Here is a 17,344-nt window from a genome sequence, read left to right on the forward strand (position 1 = left end):
CTACCTGGAACACGCCAACGGCGGTGCCGGGAACCCGGCACCGCCTCTTTGGGATCGTAATTTTAGGGTCAGTCTATTTCGGCGCAGATATCCCGTTGCCGGCCTGAAGTGCTTTCTACAGTGAAGTTGCCGTTCTGATCGACGGTGTAGACGACACGGCCCGTGTACTGCACCGTGCTCGGACCGGCTGGACTGTCAGTGCTGAAAAGGATGAGCACGTTGTGTCCGCTCAATGTCACCGTGCTGGTGCCGTCGGGATTGATTACTGTTCGCTCCACAGATCCGCTTGGATCCACCGTGGTAGAGATCAAAGTGTTGAGGTTCGTGAAGGTCAAGGTGGCTCCCTTGCCCGCCTTGATTATTCGAACCGGGTTGCCTTCCGCGTCTGTGAACTCCTTGGAATGAACCTTGGAGCCTGTTGCGTCAATCCGTATGGGGAAGTCGCACGCCGCCGTAGTGGGAAGCCCGGGCAACGGAAGCGTGAGCGAACTGTCGGCAGGCGGCGGATCGGGAGGAGCCGCCATTGAGGCCTGTGGAGCCGTCAAAAGTCCCGCAGCTAGCAGAACTGCCGGTGCAAGCCGGCGGACTTTGGTTGAGGATCTGGTATTCATGCTGGAACTCCGATCGTGCGACGTACTAACTCCACCCCTTGAGTCAGCCGTTTAGCCGCTTGTCTTTGTTTCTTTGCCATGGTGACACTCCGTTCAGGACCCCGATCGGAGGAGACCGTCACCCGGATTCCAAGGGCTATAGAGCCGGCCTTGGGAAAACCTTGAGCCCCAGATGAGCCGCTGAAACAATTCGTCGGGCTTCGCTCGGCCCGTCGGTGCGTCTTGCAGACAAGCCAGTGATTGCGCGGAACGGCGGTGATTCCGAGCGATTGCCGAGGGTCTTAAGACCTTGGTTTCCGGCCGCGATACGGTTGTAGGCTCAGGCCGGACAGTGGTTACCCGATGACATCTGGCCACGGACCTCCCCTTAGGTCCGCTTTCCGAGATGCCGTCACGGGATCAACTAAGAGCATGGCTACGAACCTGACAACGCAACGGGCTTATCGGTGAACACGCCGTCCACATAGCCGCCGCCGCGCAGAGCCTCTGCTGATGCCTGGTCATTCACCGTCCACACCCAGACGGTTAGGCCCGCGTCGTGGAATGAGCGCAACCGGCTCTCGCTCGTTTCGTTGCTGGGACCAACGAATGCTATTCCGGCAGCCGCTATTTCAGTGGCCTTCTCCGGGCTGTCAGCCTTCGTCAGGAAGAGCGTATCGAGACCGAGTTCGGCCAGTTCCTTGGCTTTGCCGAAGTCGAAGCTCTGCACCACCACTCGGTCTTCAAGGCCTGCAAGCTTCACGGCCTGGGCGAACTTTGCCGGTGCTATCAGAGGGTCCTTCAGCTCCGGCACCAGCAGGACGTTCTCCGGCATCTGCGTGACCACCCAGTCCCAGGTGGCAGGGTGGCCTTCGCGCCCGTCTTCCGTGATTGTTGCCGATTCCCATTGCGCCGTGGTGATTTCATCGATCGGCCCGGAAGCGCCCACTACGGTCTTCCCGGTCTCAGCATCGTGCGCGACAGCCCATTGGCCGTCCTCCAGCTGCCGCAAGTCGAACTCCACGGGAAAACCGGCGGCGGCAGCGGCGGCGAGCGCCTCTTGGGAAGATTCGGGATAAGCCTCGTGGCCACCGCGGTGCGCCACGAACGTGAAGTCGTCCGCGGCGGCCGGAGTGCAGGCGGCGAGAACCGGTATCAGCAACGCCACCAACAAGTATCGAGTTTTCACTCCGGTAGCTTAGCGGCGCGGATCGGTATCCAATGACGACGACGGGGCAAGGGCGACGATGGGCAGGTCGCCTTCTGCTCCGCCCGAGTCCGCTGTTACCCCGGCAGCCGGTGGAAATTGCCGGCCAATGTGGACGACCGCATCGGCGGCGGGACCTAAGTCCGTGGCTTCAGCCGCCGCAGCGGGAGTATCCTCACTGCAACTCGTGAAGTAAGCGGCGGGGGAAGAAAGCGCCTGTTGCCATGTCGGAGCTTAGCGATTCCCGCAGATTCCAATTTAGCCGCCTGATGTCGCCTTCGCGCCACTCCACGGCCGCAGTCCTCATCATGGCTGCATCGCTTGCCGGGTGCGGCGGATCCGATGGCGAAGAATCAGGCGGCGACACCTACGCGCCGCCGGGCGGCGTGGAGGATCCGTACCAACCGACGACGCCCGAGGAGACCATCCCCGCCGATGTCCCTGGCCAACTCGAGCTTTCCAGCGGATGTCCGTCTGCGTGGCCCCTAGGATCACAACCCTTGGCGGAAACGCCCGACGAAGAGGAGTATCTCGACGACATTCTCCTCTGCACGGATGCCAACGAGTCGGAGACCGTCGTCATAAACAACAGCGACGCGGCGTGGGCCTTCTACGGCACCGGTGGCCACATCGAGCAAGTGCAGCAGTCAAGCGAGGCCGCGTCATTCCGCGAGGACTTGGACGGGAAGTATCAGTACGCCTACATGCTCCCGGGCGAGTCAGCCCTATTGAAGCCGGGCGAGGAACCGATGTCATGGCGAATCGATGAACAGGTGAGCAACGATTGGAAAGCCCGCGACACGTTGCTCAAACAGATGCTTGAGACCGGCGGCCCCTTGGCGGAGGATCTCGCCGACGGGCAGAGTCCAGCACGGAAGATGCTCACCCACTGCGCCCTCACGTTCGCCCACGCGGTCGCGGAGACACCGCAGCTGGACAGCAGCGACGTCACCCACCAGCTTGAAGCGGCAATGGGAATCCTCGAACCGGGGACAGAATGCGGAAAGGCTGCCCGTGAAGCGGAAAATCGGGCGGCGCGGCAGCACGGAGCGACTGTCGCGACGAGTAACGTGGACGAAATCGTGCGGCGTTGGACCGCACGTCCAGTAGCAGTCCAGATGAAGAGCTACGGAAACTGGATCGACGACGGACTCAGGATCCTTGGCATGGCCGGAAAACTCAAGTGACGATTTTAGCCGACGACGGCGGGGCCAGGGCGATGATGGGCAGGTCGCCGTCGGTTTCGATTGCGTCGCCGCCGCCGTTCCGGGTGTGGTAGCCGGTCGAGAAGTGCCGGACGATGTGGACGCTGGCGCCGGTGCCGGCAAGCGCGGCGGTGACAAGGTCGCGTTCCGTGTCCGTCTGCTCGGCGATCTTGTGGGTGATCTGGAAGGTGAAGAGGGACAAGCCGACGCGCCGGTCGAAGGTGGCGGCTCCGACGAGGTCCACCTCCCAGCCGCCGGGCAGCCTCCATTCGGGCGGGCAGTCCCAGAACCGTACGTGGTGCCGCTGGGCCGGGCTGCCGGCCACTTCGAGCTCGAACGCCAAGGTCTGTTTCTGGCCGAACACGAACAGCGGGCTGACCGGAGCCGAAGGGTAGCTGCGGCGCAGGAGCGAGTCCCGGATGATCCGCCAGCTGCTGGACAGCGTGACCGGGTCCGGCTCAATCCAGCCCGCCGCGGCCATCGCTTTCCTCAAGGAGTCCGCGCTCCCGATGACGGCGAGATTGATCGGGTCGCCCAACAGACCATCGGCCGTCCTGGCCCTGCCAATGAAATAGGCCGGCACATAGATCCGGGTCAGGAGCCGGGTCAGTCTGGGCAGCAGGATGTAGGCCGCCAGCACCCAGATAACGAAGAACGCCCAGAGCAGGCGGGCGTCGTCGCTGATCTCGGCGACCACCAGCTCGTAGACCGCCCATCCAGCCAGCACCGTGACCAGCAAGTAGGCGGTCCGCTGCAGCCAGAGCACGACGGTGCTTGCCAGCCGGATGTACCAGCGCGGCTGCGGCGGCGTGCTGTCCCGGGAACCTGTCCCCGAGCGGTTCATCGTCCCATTATGGCCTCGCGCGCGGACGGCGCCAGCCCGGGTTCTGCTCAAGGGCTGGGGGATCCGCTCTGGGACGAAGATGCAGGTTCCGCTGTCACGCTGGGCTGGCATTCCAGCCCGCTGGCGCTGGTGGTGGCGACGGTCGGGAACGCGACGTCGACAGACTCTCCCGGCTCAACCGTGAAGTCTTGTTTCTTCACGCCGACCACCTGCGAATCCGCAGTACGCACCACCGAGAACTGCACCGTGTAGGTGTTGGGGTTGCTGCCGACATTGCGCAGCGTCGCTTTGCCGCGCCACACGCCGTTTTCGTCGGGAGCGCATCTGAAATCGGACAGGACGCCCAGCCCGGCGGACGGGGGTGACATGCTTCCCGTCGGCCCCGACTGGGTCGGCGACATCGCCGGGCGGGTTTCCGGCGGTTCCCCTCTGGGCTCGGAGCAGCCGGCCAGCGCTCCGGCCAGCACGGGGATGGCGGCGAGGATAAGGATCGGTCTCACGTGCACAGAGTAGGTCCGGGTGCGGCCGGCAGTCGTCATCCCTTCCGGGTGATCAGTGATTCAGTGCCCCTGGCGGGCAGCCGCGTTCTCCTTCCCATCCGGGACGGCGGGCGCTCGGTTCGACCAGACGGTGTAGGACATGGCGATGATGCCAGTCCGGGGCGCGGCACTCGTAGTCCTTCGGGAGGAGAAATCTCAGGTGCAGACGACGGTGCCGATGAGGGCGGTACCGGTCCAGGTGTTGGTGGTTCCAGGAACGTCGTAGAACCCGCTCAGTTCAAACTTCCACCCGTTGTATTGGCCACGGCCGCCGGATAGTTGGATGTCCCCACCGTCAGGACCGAGGAGGCTCTTCTTCTGAATCAGCTTCTTATTGACATCGAAGAGCTGGATCTCATGACGGTTGGCGAATGCAACCGGCGTGTAAGGACCCACATCAATGCTGACCGTGCCCGCTTGGCAAACAACGGTGACGGTGGGGCTGGGCTTTTGGATGGTGGCTGTGCTGACGGAAGTGGTGGCGCCGGCGTAGGCGGTGAAGGCGGCCTGGGCCATGGCGGGAACCCCAAGGAGCGTGAGAGTCAGGGCGAGGACGACGGCGGCGCGGAGCCTTATCCGGTGGATCACGTTGAGTGCCACGTCCGTTGCTCCCTTCTCCTCGTCGTCGTACTTCAGTGTGGGGTACGCGGCTCAAGGTTCCCGGAGACGGAGCCTCAAGAAAGGCGCAATTCTCCTACCCCGCCCTGTGCACGGCAGGGAGGCCGGCGGCGGCGAGGACGGAGCGCATCGCCCCGGTCAGCAGTTCGCCGGCGGGGCCGGGTCCGGGGACCGAGCCGGCGCGGAGCTCGGCTTCCAGGCCGAGGCAGTGGCGTTCGATCCGCAGGGCGCCGGCCATGTGCGAGGAGACCTTCAGGCTCAGGACGGCGTCCATCGAATCCTCGGAGTCGCCGCGGCGGAGGGTGTCGAGCACGCGGCCGACGCGTACGGGCAGCAGCTGCAGGTAGTTGCGGAGGAAGGTCCGCATCGCGAGTTCCTCCAGGGGGTCGTCCGCGAGGCTGGCGGGCCGGTTGGAATCGAGGTCGGGCAGGTCGGTATCAGCCATGGCGCGTCGGTTCCGTAGTGGCGTCGGCGGCGGGGGCAGTCTGGGCGGTGCCTGCTGAAACGGCTTCGGCAGCATCCTCGTCCTTGGGCTTACGCCAGATGTTGACGAGCATGCCGGCGACCAGCAGAGCCGGGGCGCCGTACATCAGGGTGTTGCGCACCGCGGGTTCGCGCAGGGTGCGGATGACCGTCCCGAGATGCGGGATGGTGAAGGCGTGCCGGTAGACGGTGTCGCCCTGCAGCGTCGCGGTCCAGGGGTCGGCGCCGTTGTTGGCGTCGCCCTTGGTGCGGACGGCGGTGGTCCCGTCGGCGTTGGTGGTGACCTCGATGATGCGGTGCGTCTCGACCCGCTGGTCCTCGACCGGGATGTGGTAGGTGATGATGTCGCCCTCGGTGATCGAGCCGACGGGCACGGGGACGGAAACGACGACGTCGCCAGGGTTGATCAACGGGGACATCGAACCCGTCAGCATGGTGGAGGTCTGGTAGCCCAGCACCCGCGGACCGATAGCCAGGAAGAGGAAAGCCGCGGCGGCAAGGATGAGCACCGCCGTCGTTAGGATCGTGCCCAGGCGGCTGCCTTGTTTCCGCGGCGGAGTCGCCGGGCCGGTTTCCGCAGCGTGCCGACTGCCGCCGCCGGCCGAACGGGCCGTGCGGCCGGAGCGTGCAGACATGGTGGTCATGGCGGTTATCCTCTGGTTGCTGTGCCGGATAGTCGTGCGGGATGGAAGAGCGGATCCGCGGCTCCCCCAACGAAAGCCGCGGACCCTGCAGGTTTACTTGGTTGTGGCGGTTCGCTGGGTGGCGTTGAAGTCGAACTTGATCGTGCTGGCCAGGCCCTGGAAGGTGTTGTCTGCGCCGGAGGGCAGCGAGGCGGTGATCTTCAGGTAGTCGGTCCCGCCTGCGTCCAGCGAGCCGAGGGTGTTCCCCAGATCACGATTGGCACCGATGATCGGCGAGGAGATAACCACAGTGGTGGCCCCGCCTTGGGCCTGACAGGTGTACGAGCCCGCGCTGAGTGCCCAAGCCTGGGCACAGTTTTCAACCTTCAACTGCAGACCGCTAGTGCCGTTGGTGGAAAGGGCACTCGGAGTCGTGGCGGTATCAGTCGTGGTCAATGTGAGCTTCGAGAGATTCTGGTTACCCGCGTTACTCAGAGCGACCACGCGTTCAATGGTGTCACCGGGCAGGACGCCGGCGGCCGGGACGGTTAGCCCTGCCTCGCCGTTGGCGAGGTTGATATCTACGGTGCCGGCAGTCACTTTGGCGTCGGCAGCAGTCGAATCGGTGAATCCGCCATAGGTGCCGAGGCCCGCAACGGCGGCGGCGGTCGCGACGAGCGCGGCGGAGGCGAGGAGCTTGCCGGAAGTGGTCTTCATGCTGATGGCCATGTCATCTGTCCTTTGAACGTGCGGGTTTCGGTGGGCCGCTCTTCCGGCCTGACATCGGCAACTATCCGCGCGCATCCTCAAGGATCGTGCCGCTTCAGATTCAACCTTTCGGCAAGGTTTCCGCCGCCGGCTCAAGCCCGCCCAACCACCTCAACGCAGGCTCAAGAATCGTCCTAAAAGCTCAACATCAGCCCTCCCCGGCGGCTATTCTTTCCGAGGGATTACCGTTTCATCGCCCCGGCCTCCCGCCGTCGACATGGAAAGAAGACGCATGCCCCAGCAGGCCGCCCAGCTGCCCTTCGCCACAAGCTTCCACAGCCTCGGCCTGCGCGCCCGCGTGGTGCTCTGCCAGCTGCCGCTGTTCTCCTGCATGCTCGTGGTGGCCGCGGTCTTCGCCCTGGCGGAGCCGGCGATGTTCGCCAAGCCGTGGTTCCAGCTGTGCCTGCTGCTGCATGGCGTGCTGCTGGCCGCCTGCGCAATCGTGCCGTGGGAGCGCCTCCCCGTCCGCAGCTTCCAGATCGTGCCGGTGATCGACTTCGCGCTGATCGCCCTGCTCATGCACGCGGTGGACCAGGCCTACAGCGGGCTGGCCCTGCTGCTGGTGTTCCCGGTGATCTGGCTTTCGGTCAGTGTCCTCAAGAGCCGCGTCCTGATCAGTTTCGCCGGGTCGCTGCTCGCCGCGGTCATGCCGCTGCTGGAAGGCTGGGCCCTGGACGCCGGCCACCTGCTCCGCCTGGTACTGCTGCCCGCGGTCATGCTGGCCATCTCGATTTCCGTCCACATCGTCGCGAACAGCATGGACTCGCAACGCAACCAGATCGCTGCCAAGGAGGCCGAGGTCCGCCGGCTGCTGGCGGCCAGCCGCGAGCGTGAGCAGCTGTTGCACGCCGTGGTGGACAGCATCGACGTCGGCCTCGTCGCCCTGGACGCGGACGGCAGGGTCACGCTGGCCAACCGGCAGCAGGGGGCCTTCGCCGTCCGCGCGGGCGGCGGCAAGGAGGCGGCACCGGACCTGCAGCAGGAGCGGCAGAGGATTTACGACGGCGACGGGGTCACCTTCCTGCCGCCGGAGTCCCGTCCGGTGCGGCGGGCCGCGGCGAAGCAGGAGGTCGCCGGGCAGCTGCTCTGGCTCGGCGAGGAGCCGCAGCAGATCGCGGTTTCCGCCACGGCCCGGACAATCGACGGCCAGGACGAGGACTGCCCGTCCGGTTCCGTGGTGCTGTTCAAGGACGTGACGGACCAGCTGGCCGAGCTGGCGGCCAAGGACGACTTTATGTCCGGCATCTCGCACGAGCTGCGCACCCCGCTGACCTCGATCCTGGCCTACCTGGACCTCGCCCTCGAGCACCCGGACCTGCCCGCCGACGTCGCCGCCCAGCTGGAGGTGGCGGACCGCAACGCCGAGCGGCTGCTCACGCTGATCTCCGATTTCCTCTCCGCCTCCGCCGGCACCCTCGAGATCCGCCCCGAACCAGCCGACCTCGCCGCCGTCGTCGTCGCCTCCGTGCAGTCGGCGGCAGCCACCGCGGCCGCCAAGGACATCGCGCTGGACAACCAGGTGGACCACGAGCTCGTCTCCGCTACCGACCCCGCCCGGATGGGCCAGGTGCTGGACAACCTGCTCTCCAACGCCATCAAGTACTCCCCCGCCGGCAGCACCGTCACCATCCGCGGCTGGCAGCACGCCGGCCACTCGGTGCTCGAGGTCGCCGACACCGGCTACGGCATGGACGACGCCGACCGGCTCCGCGTCTTCGACCGCTTCTTCCGCTCCAGCTCCGCCCGCCGCTCCGGCATCCACGGCACCGGCCTCGGCCTGGTCGTCACCAAGGAGATCGTCGAACGCCATGGCGGCACCATCGACGTCAGCAGCGCCCTCGGCGAAGGCACCACCTTCACCGTCACGGTCCCCGCCGCCGCTCCTCAGCCTAGGGTCGCGAACGACGGCGACGCCCGGGTTCAGGCAGACCGGTCACCCTCTGCCTGACTTTAGTTGGACAGTTCTCGGATCCTGATCGACCGCGCGTATGGAACAAGTCACACGGCCCGAGGTACTACTTGAGCGCCTCGCCGCTCACGGCATCGACCAGGACTTCGGTCCGCTGGCCGTCGGTGCTTATGACCTCGACCTTCCACACGATCTTGCCGTTCTCGTCGTCCAGCGAGACCTCGCTAATCTCGCCGCCGGCTTGCTGCTGTCCGGTCGTGATCGCCTCGCTCATCGGGATCTTAGCCTGCTGCAGCTCCGAGCGGTGCTCCGGATCGGCCGCCCGGGGATGCTGCTCCAGTACTTCGCTGCCGTCGGGCGAGACCAGCAGCCGGTATTCGGTATCGGCGCCGATCACGTCCACGCGCCATGCCTGGCTCCCTGGGCGGAAGTCCAGATCGATGGCGTCGCCGCCCCGGACCGCGGCGAGGGCGGTCAGGAGGGCTGCGCTGGCATTGAGTTCCCCTACTGCGGCCGGACTGCCGCCGGCTCCGCCTTCCCCGGGTGTCGCGCTCGGAGCCATCTGGGTCTGTGTCGGCCCCGCCGTCGTCGGAGCCCCCTGCTCCGGCGAATCGCATGCTGCCATCGACAAAGCCAGTCCCAAGGCAAAGGCAACGGTGGTCAAATTCCTACTGTGCTGATCCATGCTTCATGGTCCCGCCGCTCCGCCAGAGCGGCCAGAGCCTTCCGTACCGAATTAGCCCGCCGGCTCCCCGCGAGGCCTGCAGCGGTCAGGTCCGGGTAGCGCATCTTAGCACTTCCCGCATAGGCCGCGAATACGGTCCGGCATTAGGTCACACGAATGTGCCTTTTTGAATTACGTCAACAGGCATACCGTAATTAGAGGCGCCGCCGAAAAGGCGGCCGAGTCTGGAGGAATTATCATGACCGTGACCTCGCATGTCGGCGACTGCAGCGTAACGAACTGCTCCTTCAACGATCACAGTGAATGCAATGCCGCCGCGATTACCGTCGCCGGGGGTGAAAACCACGCAGCCTGCGCGACCTTCATTGACACCGGGGCGCATGGCGGACTGCCCAAGGTCCTGGCCAGCATCGGCGCCTGCCAGCGCTCGGAATGCACCCACAATGACCACCTGATGTGCCAGGCGCCGACAATCCATGTCGGGCCCGGAGCGGACAACGCGGACTGCCTCACCTACAGCCACAGGTAGGGCCGGCCTGCGCGGCAGCCTCAGGCCTGACGGTCCACTCGTGACCGCCAGAGCAGGTAGATGAAGTAGGGCGCTCCCACCAAGGACGTCATGATGCCGGCCGGGATCTGTGCCGGCGCGATCACCGTGCGCCCGATGATGTCCGCCAGCACCACCGTGCAGGCACCGAGCAGCGCGGCGACGGGCAGCACCCGGGAATGCCGCGCGCCGACGAGGGACCGGGCGGCGTGCGGGGCCACCAGGCCGACAAACGCGATCACCCCCACCGATGACACGGCCCCGGCGGTCAGCAGCACCGCCGTCGAAAGCAGCAGGACACGGGACGGCGTCAACCCGATCCCGAGGACACGAGGGGAATCATCGTCGACGGCGATGAGGTCCAGGCCACGCCGCAGGCCGGCCAGCACCGGCACCGCCAGCAGCAGAGCGAGCAGCGGCGGCAGCACCGAGGCGAAGGTCCTGCCGTAGGTGGAGCCGGAGAGCCAGGTCAGCGCCTTGGTCTGGTTGTACGGGTCGGTCGTCACCAGCAGGACCGAGATGATGGCCAGAAGTCCTGCCGAGACGCCGATGCCGATCAGGACCAGCTTGTTCTGCTGCAGCCCGCTGCGGAACGCGAGCCCGAACACCAGCAGCGCGATCAAGGCCGCGCCGGCCAGCGCCGAGCCGGTCACCAGCCAGGCGCTGGCCATCGGAACGCTCGTGAGCACGATGATGGCCGCGAGACCGCCGCCGCCGGACACGCCGATGATGCCCGGCTCCGCCAGGGAATTCCGCGCCACGGCCTGGATCAGGGCGCCGGCGATCGCCAGCGCCGCCCCGGCGAGTACCGCGGCCACCACGCGCGGCATCCGGGTGCCCAGCACGGCGCTGACCCGGTCCCCCGACTGCCCGGTGAGCCAGTTGGCCAGGTCCCCCAGCAGCAGTTTCGCATCGCCCAGCAGCGCGCCGGCCACCAGCAAGCCGGCCAGCAGGACGATCAGTCCCAGCAGTACGCCCAGGTAGAACCTGCGGGAGCGGAGCCGCGCCAGTGCATCGCCGGCAGCGCTGAGCCCGGCATCGGACATCCGCAGCGCCAGAATCACCAGGAACACGGCACCGAAGACGGTCGTCACGGCTCCGGTCGGCACTTCCACTCCGGCCTGCGCGCCGAGGACCACGCGGACCACGACGTCGGCGCCGATCACCACCACTGCACCCGCCAGACCGGAAATGGGAAGCAGCACCCGGTGCCGCCCCAGTCCGCGGACGCGGGAAGCCAGCAACCGCACAATGGCCGGCGCGCACAGGCCCACGAAACCGATCGGCCCGGCAACGGTCACCGCGCAGGCGGACAGCAGCACCGCCAGGACGACTGCCCCGGTGCGCGCCAGCCGCGGATCCGCCCCGGCCAGCCGGGACGCGTCGTCGCCGAGCCCGAGCAGGTCCATCCGCCGGGCCATGAGGAGCAGCCCGGCGACGGTCAGCAGGATCACCGGCGCAAACTGCACCAGCTCGTCGTTGCTGGTCTGCGCGATGCTGCCTTTGCCCCAGGCATACAGGCCCGTGGTTTCCTGGCTGAACAGCAGCAGCAGGCCATGGGTTGCCGAGTGCAGGCCCAGGGCCAGCGCCGTGCCGGCCAGCACCAGGCGGATCGGGCCGCCGTTGCTGTTGGCCCCCGCGCCGGACAGGGCCAGTACCAGCAGCGCGGCCGCCAGCCCGCCCGCGAAGGCCAGGCCGCCCGACAGCAGCGCGGGCAGCGTAATCCCGAACGCCGCCACGGCCACGATCGCCAGGTGGGCCCCGGCGTCGACCGCCAAAGTGTCCGGCGAGGCGAGCACGTTGCGGGTGGCGGACTGCAGCGCCGCACCCGCCACCCCGAGCGCCACGCCGACCAGCACCCCGGCCAGCAGCCGCGGAATCCGGGACGCGACCAGGACGGCAGACTGCTGGTCCGAACCGCTGCCGGTGAGCAGGCCGATGAGTTCGGCCGGCCCCACGGCAGCGGTGCCCTGGGTGAGGTGGACCAGCGAGAAGAGCAGCAGGATCACCACCCCGCCGCCGGCCACCAGGGCAGCCCCGGACCGGCCGCGCGCCCCCGCCGGAGCCGGATGCCGCGCACCCGCAGCGGGCGTACCCGCAGCGGAAGGACCGGCAGAGCGGGCGGCGGCCTTGACAGTCTCGGTCATCGTGCCCGGTGCGCTACTTCGTCAGGGTCGCGACGAGCGCGTCGACGTACTGGGTCATCGAGGCCGGTCCGCCGAACATCCAGATGCCGTCCTCGAGGCGGTGCACCTCGCCGGCCTTCACGAAGGGCAGCGACTTCCACACCGCGTTGCCGGCCAGCTCTTCGGTGAAGTCCTTGTCGGCGTCATTGGTGATGTACACGAAGCTGTCCGCATCGAGCTTGGTCAGGCCCTCGACGTCGGTGGACGCCAGTCCGTAGGCGGCGTCACCTTCCATCTCCCACGGGGAAACCAGGCCGAGTTCGGTGTTGATGTCGGTCAGCAGCGATCCCTTGGCGAAGGGCCGGATCGAGACCTGGCCGTCCGCCACCCAGCCATCGGCGAAAGCCACGCGGGAGCCGGCCAGCCCGGCCTTCTCGAGCGCCGCCTTGCCCTCGGCAACGGCGGCATCGTATTCGCCGATGGCCTCTTCGGCCTTCGGCTCCGTGCCGGTTGCCTCGGCGACGAGGGTCAGGTTGTTCTTGGCCTGGTCGATCTGGCCGCTCGCGTCGGCGGATTTAACAACGACGACGGGGGCCAGCTCTTCGAGCTGCGTGATCACGTTCTCGGCCAGGTCAGTCGTGGCGACGATCAGGTCCGCATCCAGCGACGCGATGGTGTCGAGGCTGGGCTCGCCACGGGTACCGATATCGGTCACGCTGTCGTCGAGCGGAACGCCCGAAACCCACGCACTGTAGCCCTCGACGTCGGCCGCGCCCACGGGCGTGACGCCCAGGGTGACCAGGTTTTCAACCACATTCCATTCGGTGCCGACCACTCGCTTGGCCGGGCCGTCGAGCTCGACCTCGACGCCGCGCGAGTCCGTGACGGTGAGGCTGTCACCGGCGGCAGCTGCCGGTTCGGCAGGGTCCTCGGTCGTACCGCAGCCGGTGAGCAGCAGCGCCAGCGCGCCGACGGCGGCAAGGGCCTGGGGAATCTTCATGAACGGAGTGTCCTTTCAGGTTGGTCATGCAGACGGTCGCTGTGCCGGCCCACCGCGCGGGTGCGCAGCCTGCCGGTCAGCGGATCAGTGTGGGTGACAATTGGGATGGCATAGACCCGGCTGAGCAGCTCGGAGTCCAAGGCTTCGTGGGCAGGCCCGGCCGCGGCGATACGCCCGTCGGAGAGGACGACCACTTCGTCGGCGAGGGCCGCCGCTTCGTCCAGGTCGTGGAGCACCACTCCGACCGCTACGTTGTGGACCCGGGCCAGGTCGTAGACCAGGTCGAAAATTTCCACCTTGTAGCGCAGGTCCAGATGGTTCGTCGGCTCATCGAGCAGCAGCACGGAGGTGTCCTGGGCCAGGCAGCTTGCCAGCCAGACACGCTGCAGCTGGCCGCCGGAGAGTTCGTGCACCCCGCGTCCGGACAGTTCCGTAATGCCGGTGAGGGCCATCGCGCGTTCGACGGCGGCTCTCCCCTCAGGATCGGCAGCCCGCCAGCGTCCCCGGTACGGATGGCGGCCGAACTCCACCACATCGCGGACGCTCAGCCCGTGCGGCACCGGCCGGCTCTGCGACAACAACGTCACATGCCGGGCGAAATCGCTGCGCTTCATCAGCAGCGCGTCGCTCTCCTTGCCATCGTCGGTGGAAACTGCCACGCGTCCCAAAGACACCTGGTGCAGCCGGGCGAGGGCGCGCAGCAGCGTCGACTTGCCGCTGCCGTTCGGCCCCACAAGCGCGACGATCCTGCCGCGCTCAAGCCGCAGTCCTGCTCCGTGGACCACATCTCGATCGCCGTACCGGAGCACCAGGCCGCTGGCCTCGAGGCCTACGCCTCCCCAAGGTTGAATCACAGCTGGAACATTAGCTTAGCCTAACCTAAAACCACCAACTGCGTCGTTCTATGTCAACGGCGCCCCTCCCCGAGCGCCCCCAGGAAGCGACGCCGCCGAGCGGGGACATCACGATTGACCCGGCCGTCTGCCCCCCTCTAGGAATTGGGGAAGTGCAGCCGCACGCCTGAAATCATTCTTTCTTGAGCTTGTCCTGCACCGCGCCCGCCGCCTTCTCGACGATGTTCGGCAGCTCGGTTGTGCCGTAGAAGCGGGAGTCCACGTGGGTGGGTTCGGGCATCGGCGCGCCCGTTCTTGGCCCGTCGTGATGGCAGCCTCGAGGTCTCCGACGCCGGCTACGGCATGGACGATGCCGACCGCCTCCGTGTCTTCGATCGCTTCTTCCGCTCCAGCCCCGAGCGCCGCTCCGGCATCCACGGCACCGGCCTCGGCCTGGTCGTCGCCAAGGAAGGCGTCGAACGCCACGGCGGCACCATCGACGTCAGCGGCGCCCTCGGCCAAGGCACCGCCCTCACTCTCACCGTTCCGGCGGCTGATGCGGCGGACACCAACGACGGCGGGGCCTCGGTCGCTAGTGGCAGGTCCCCTTCCGTCTGAAGCGGGTCACTACAGCCGCCGGCTCTCAGTTGACCGGTGCCCGTCGACCGGCCCGAACGTTATCTACGCTGCGCACCTAACCGGTTTTATTTGCGGGGTGAATCGTTGCCCTAGACTTGCGGCATGAGTCTCAAATTTGATCTTCAATCCGATTTCAAGGTGAACGGCCGGCTGTTGGACCGTATCACCGTGACCGTATTCCGCATCAATCAGGCAGCCCAGCGCGGTAAGCTGCGCAAGGTTAAGCGTGTTCTGGCGAAAGCCTTGGACGCAGCATGGATGCAAGGCATCGTCGGGGCGGACATGCCTGGCCGGGTGAAGTGTGGTCCCGGCCTTCGCTTGCCCCATGGCGGGCGTGGCATCGCCATTCATCCGGACGTGGTCATTGGTTCCGATGTGGCGATCTTCCCCCGCGTGATGCTTGGGCGGGGAGGGCCGAAGCGTTCCGTACCCCAGATCGCAAACGGGGCGACGATCTACACCGGGGCAGTCGTTGTCGGTCCCGTGCTGGTCGGGGAGAAGGCGCGTGTAGGAGCCAACTCGACGGTCAGCCGGGACGTTGCTCCGCGTTCCACCGTGCAGGGCGTCCCTGCAATGGAAGTGGACCGGGCCACCACCTGGGCCAAGTGAAGCGGCGGTTCGAGGGTCAGACGATCTTCCTGCCCGATCTGGTCAGCAACAGGGCCAACCGGATTCATGACGTGACTGCCGTTGACTGCCTGCTTCAGGGGCCTCTCAAAATCCTCGGAAGCCCCGACATCACAGGCCGCAACTTTTTCCTTGGCGACCCGGAGGAAATTGTCACTTCGGATATGACCTCGGTGTTCATTCCGTGGAACTGCGACTTTCAGTTCTGCACTTTCGAGAACGTGACCTTGGCCGTTCCGGTGAGGAATTAGACCGGGTGAGGGCCTCGCTCCTCACCCGGTAGCCGATTTAGGCCTGCCCGATGAGCATGCCGTAGTAGGCGGTCATCTTCGTGTTCAGCGTGGCAATATCGGCGTCCGAGAGGGCTGCCGGGAAGGGTCATGATTTCCGCGAATAATGCCGGATTGGTGGCGCAGAAGCCGAGCGGATCACGTCGCTCACTCCGGTGGCAGCCGGGCCGGTGATGCCCATAGCAGCCGGGGTTGCGCCGTTGACGAACAGTTTGGAGTTCGCCCCGTCGAAGCGGGCAATGACGACAGCCCAACGGGTCGCGTCCGAACCCGTCTTGGTGGTGGACCACGAACCGCTGACCTGTCAGGTGGTGGCACCGTTGGCGCCCTGATGCGGTAGTTCGCCAGTTCGAGCGCGTACAGTCCCACGCCCTTGCGTCGTGCGACCATTGCCACGGTGATCGGCCCGGCGAGGGCTTGCGTGCCGGCGAGGACCGCGGCGTTCGGCCCCGCGTTGACGTACCTGTGGCCTTCCTGCGTGAGGACAGGCACGCTTGCTGCGGTGAGCGCCGAGGCCCCGGTTTCGTCGGCGCAGGTGCCGATGATCGTGTTGTCGGCGTCCGTGAACCTGTCCGCGATGTAGCGGTGGTCGTAGGTGTCGATGCCGATGTCGTAGGCCTCGAATGGGGCCGGCGGCGTGGGCGGAAGTGAGGGCGTGATGTTCTGCGTCAAGTGCGAAGTGATCGCGTCCCCGACCAGTGTCGCGCCGAGTGCGGACGGGTGCACGGAATCAGCGAGCAGCCCTACGGGTCTGACCCGCCCGTACCTGCCAGGTTCGGGATGTGCGTGCCGATGTCGAAGAATGCCGTCCACGGGTACTCCGAGGCCACCTTCTTCATGGCTGCCACGTAGTTGGCCCACGGTTCCGCGTTCGTACATGGCCGTGAACAGGATCGGCGCGGAAGGCTTCGCGCCACGCACCAGCGCGACCACGTTCCGCAAAGGCGGTACACTTCGGAGGTGCGGCTGCTGATGTCGTTGGTCATCCACGCGATAACCACCAGATCGGGGTCGACGTGCGGCAGCGCGGTCGCCCCAGCCGTCAGAGCCGCCCGAAGCTGCGGAGAACTGCTGTGCGCGGGTACCCGACTTCGCGCCCTCCACAACCGGATACCGGCGTCTTCGTCGCCGTCGAAGAGCATGAAGCCTTCGATGCTGGCCAGCCCGAAGCGTGCCGTGACGCTCACAGTGTGCGCTCCTGCCGTCAGGGGGCCGGAATCCCAGACACTCGTCCCGGTCCCGTCTACGACTTCCCACTCCACATAGGGCGCGCCGTCGATCACGATACGGACCGAATCCGTGCCCGCGGCGACACGCTGCGCGGCGAGCATCTTGAACGACGTGCCGGTGAACGTGAAGGTCAGGTTCCCGAGGCCTGCGCCCGTGTCCGCGCCGAGAGTGTAGGAGCGGAGGCCAAGACCACGCGACCCGTTGGCGTTCTTCACGGCGTTGCCGGTGGCGGTCGGGCCGAGCGGCGCGATGTCCGAGGAGGCGTGCCAGGAGGAGAGGTAGCCCAGCCCGCCAGTGATGCCGTAGCGGGTGCGGAAGTTGGACAGCAGCCGGCCCGCGTAGCGCTCCGTCAGAGACCCGGCACCGTAGCCCTCGCTGATCGAGTCGCCCAGTACCAACACGTCCACGGGGGAGCTGTCGCGCTTCGCCAGAGCGGCGTAGAAGCCGAGCAATCCGCGGCCCAGAAGCGGGGCTGCGTAGTCCTTCACGACACTCGATGTCGTGGCATTTACTGCAGCGGATCAACCACTGCGTTGAGCCGCAAAGAGTGGGCTAGAATTTGCCAGTCTGCGGGGGAATCG

Annotated in this window: 20 protein-coding genes and 1 pseudogene; 6 read left to right on the plus strand and 15 right to left on the minus strand. The window is 66.5% G+C overall.

Annotation, left to right across the window (positions count from 1 at the left end; translation table 11 throughout):
* Positions 1–68: 68 nt before the first annotated feature.
* The gene (locus tag OC550_RS01110) at positions 69–611 is read right to left on the minus strand and encodes a hypothetical protein (protein ID WP_262103472.1); all 543 of its coding nucleotides are present in this window, start codon (positions 609–611) and stop codon (positions 69–71) included.
* A 415-nt stretch (positions 612–1,026) separates the two neighbouring features.
* Entirely contained in the window at positions 1,027–1,758 is a 732-nt protein-coding gene (locus OC550_RS01115; protein ID WP_262106216.1) for a glycerophosphodiester phosphodiesterase family protein, read from the minus strand.
* 347 nt (positions 1,759–2,105) lie between these two features.
* Here OC550_RS01115 and OC550_RS01120 point away from each other — a divergent pair, with 347 nt between their 5' ends.
* A complete protein-coding gene (locus OC550_RS01120) occupies positions 2,106–2,984 on the plus strand; it encodes a hypothetical protein (RefSeq protein WP_262103473.1) in 879 nt (292 codons plus the stop codon).
* On the opposite strand, the gene OC550_RS01125 is transcribed toward OC550_RS01120, so the two are convergent.
* The 6 genes from OC550_RS01125 to OC550_RS01150 all read right to left on the minus strand — a co-directional run bounded on the left by OC550_RS01125 (position 2,977) and on the right by OC550_RS01150 (position 6,838).
* Entirely contained in the window at positions 2,977–3,846 is an 870-nt protein-coding gene (locus tag OC550_RS01125) for an LssY C-terminal domain-containing protein (RefSeq protein ID WP_262103474.1), read from the minus strand. The two genes, OC550_RS01120 and OC550_RS01125, sit on opposite strands and share 8 nt — an antisense overlap.
* A gap of 47 nt (positions 3,847–3,893) precedes the next feature.
* The gene (locus OC550_RS01130; RefSeq protein ID WP_262103475.1) at positions 3,894–4,346 is read right to left on the minus strand and encodes a hypothetical protein; all 453 of its coding nucleotides are present in this window, start codon (positions 4,344–4,346) and stop codon (positions 3,894–3,896) included.
* 195 nt (positions 4,347–4,541) lie between these two features.
* Complete coding sequence (locus OC550_RS01135; RefSeq protein ID WP_262103476.1) at positions 4,542–4,985, minus strand: hypothetical protein; 444 nt, start codon at positions 4,983–4,985, stop codon at positions 4,542–4,544.
* 94 nt (positions 4,986–5,079) lie between these two features.
* Positions 5,080–5,448: an Hpt domain-containing protein gene (locus OC550_RS01140; protein ID WP_262103477.1), complete on the minus strand. Its 369-nt coding sequence runs from the start codon at positions 5,446–5,448 to the stop codon at positions 5,080–5,082.
* Entirely contained in the window at positions 5,441–6,130 is a 690-nt protein-coding gene (locus OC550_RS01145; protein ID WP_262103478.1) for a signal peptidase I, read from the minus strand. The genes OC550_RS01140 and OC550_RS01145 overlap by 8 nt, the downstream gene beginning before the upstream one ends.
* A gap of 93 nt (positions 6,131–6,223) precedes the next feature.
* Positions 6,224–6,838, minus strand: coding sequence for a CalY family protein (locus OC550_RS01150; RefSeq protein WP_262103479.1), 615 nt, complete (start codon positions 6,836–6,838; stop codon positions 6,224–6,226).
* A 271-nt stretch (positions 6,839–7,109) separates the two neighbouring features.
* On the opposite strand from OC550_RS01150, the gene OC550_RS01155 reads away from it, so the two are divergent.
* Complete coding sequence (locus OC550_RS01155) at positions 7,110–8,825, plus strand: cell wall metabolism sensor histidine kinase WalK (protein ID WP_262103480.1); 1,716 nt, start codon at positions 7,110–7,112, stop codon at positions 8,823–8,825.
* A 67-nt stretch (positions 8,826–8,892) separates the two neighbouring features.
* Here the strand turns inward: OC550_RS01155 and OC550_RS01160 are convergent, their stop codons facing one another.
* Positions 8,893–9,450: a PepSY domain-containing protein gene (locus tag OC550_RS01160; RefSeq protein WP_262103481.1), complete on the minus strand. Its 558-nt coding sequence runs from the start codon at positions 9,448–9,450 to the stop codon at positions 8,893–8,895.
* Between the two features lie 265 nt (positions 9,451–9,715).
* Between OC550_RS01160 and OC550_RS01165 the strand changes: the two genes are divergently transcribed.
* Positions 9,716–10,000 carry a DUF1540 domain-containing protein gene (locus tag OC550_RS01165; protein ID WP_262106217.1) on the plus strand — a complete coding sequence of 95 codons (285 nt, stop codon included), beginning with the start codon at positions 9,716–9,718 and terminating at the stop codon, positions 9,998–10,000.
* Positions 10,001–10,020: 20 nt separating this feature from the next.
* Here OC550_RS01165 and OC550_RS01170 read toward each other — a convergent pair whose 3' ends face one another.
* From OC550_RS01170 to OC550_RS01185, 4 genes and pseudogenes are all read right to left on the minus strand, one after another.
* Positions 10,021–12,165, minus strand: coding sequence for an iron ABC transporter permease (locus OC550_RS01170; protein WP_262103482.1), 2,145 nt, complete (start codon positions 12,163–12,165; stop codon positions 10,021–10,023).
* Positions 12,166–12,178: 13 nt separating this feature from the next.
* On the minus strand, positions 12,179–13,144 hold the full coding sequence (locus OC550_RS01175; RefSeq protein ID WP_262103483.1) for an ABC transporter substrate-binding protein: 966 nt from the start codon (positions 13,142–13,144) through the stop codon (positions 12,179–12,181).
* Positions 13,141–13,998, minus strand: a complete 858-nt coding sequence (locus OC550_RS01180) for an ABC transporter ATP-binding protein (RefSeq protein WP_262103484.1) — start codon at positions 13,996–13,998, stop codon at positions 13,141–13,143. The genes OC550_RS01175 and OC550_RS01180 overlap by 4 nt, the downstream gene beginning before the upstream one ends.
* A 172-nt stretch (positions 13,999–14,170) precedes the next feature.
* A pseudogene (locus tag OC550_RS01185) lies at positions 14,171–14,287 on the minus strand (manganese catalase family protein); the annotation flags it as partial.
* Positions 14,288–14,292: 5 nt separating this feature from the next.
* Here OC550_RS01185 and OC550_RS01190 point away from each other — a divergent pair.
* From OC550_RS01190 to OC550_RS01200, 3 genes are all read left to right on the plus strand, one after another.
* On the plus strand, positions 14,293–14,595 hold the full coding sequence (locus OC550_RS01190) for an ATP-binding protein (RefSeq protein WP_262103485.1): 303 nt from the start codon (positions 14,293–14,295) through the stop codon (positions 14,593–14,595).
* 123 nt (positions 14,596–14,718) lie between these two features.
* The gene (locus tag OC550_RS01195; protein ID WP_262103486.1) at positions 14,719–15,225 is read left to right on the plus strand and encodes a hypothetical protein; all 507 of its coding nucleotides are present in this window, start codon (positions 14,719–14,721) and stop codon (positions 15,223–15,225) included.
* On the plus strand, positions 15,222–15,494 hold the full coding sequence (locus OC550_RS01200; RefSeq protein WP_262103487.1) for a hypothetical protein: 273 nt from the start codon (positions 15,222–15,224) through the stop codon (positions 15,492–15,494). Before OC550_RS01195 ends, OC550_RS01200 begins: the two co-directional genes overlap by 4 nt.
* 186 nt (positions 15,495–15,680) lie before the next feature.
* Here the strand turns inward: OC550_RS01200 and OC550_RS01205 are convergent, their stop codons facing one another.
* Both OC550_RS01205 and OC550_RS01210 read right to left on the minus strand, forming a co-directional pair.
* Positions 15,681–16,205, minus strand: a complete 525-nt coding sequence (locus OC550_RS01205; RefSeq protein WP_262103488.1) for a hypothetical protein — start codon at positions 16,203–16,205, stop codon at positions 15,681–15,683.
* Between the two features lie 71 nt (positions 16,206–16,276).
* Positions 16,277–17,251 (minus strand): hypothetical protein, encoded by a 975-nt coding sequence (locus OC550_RS01210; protein ID WP_262103489.1) that lies wholly within the window; start codon positions 17,249–17,251, stop codon positions 16,277–16,279.
* Between the last annotated feature and the right edge of the window lie 93 nt (positions 17,252–17,344).

The organism is Arthrobacter sp. Marseille-P9274, from assembly GCF_946892675.1.
GTDB lineage: Bacteria > Actinomycetota > Actinomycetes > Actinomycetales > Micrococcaceae > Crystallibacter.

Coding starts and splice junctions, on each gene's coding strand:
- OC550_RS01110 (WP_262103472.1), bottom strand. CDS start 611: ATGAATACCAGATCCTCAACCAAAGTCCGCCGGCTTGCACCGGCAGTT.
- OC550_RS01120 (WP_262103473.1), top strand. CDS start 2,106: ATGGCTGCATCGCTTGCCGGGTGCGGCGGATCCGATGGCGAAGAATCA.
- OC550_RS01125 (WP_262103474.1), bottom strand. CDS start 3,846: ATGAACCGCTCGGGGACAGGTTCCCGGGACAGCACGCCGCCGCAGCCG.
- OC550_RS01140 (WP_262103477.1), bottom strand. CDS start 5,448: ATGGCTGATACCGACCTGCCCGACCTCGATTCCAACCGGCCCGCCAGC.
- OC550_RS01145 (WP_262103478.1), bottom strand. CDS start 6,130: ATGACCACCATGTCTGCACGCTCCGGCCGCACGGCCCGTTCGGCCGGC.
- OC550_RS01150 (WP_262103479.1), bottom strand. CDS start 6,838: ATGGCCATCAGCATGAAGACCACTTCCGGCAAGCTCCTCGCCTCCGCC.
- OC550_RS01155 (WP_262103480.1), top strand. CDS start 7,110: ATGCCCCAGCAGGCCGCCCAGCTGCCCTTCGCCACAAGCTTCCACAGC.
- OC550_RS01170 (WP_262103482.1), bottom strand. CDS start 12,165: ATGACCGAGACTGTCAAGGCCGCCGCCCGCTCTGCCGGTCCTTCCGCT.
- OC550_RS01175 (WP_262103483.1), bottom strand. CDS start 13,144: ATGAAGATTCCCCAGGCCCTTGCCGCCGTCGGCGCGCTGGCGCTGCTG.
- OC550_RS01195 (WP_262103486.1), top strand. CDS start 14,719: ATGAGTCTCAAATTTGATCTTCAATCCGATTTCAAGGTGAACGGCCGG.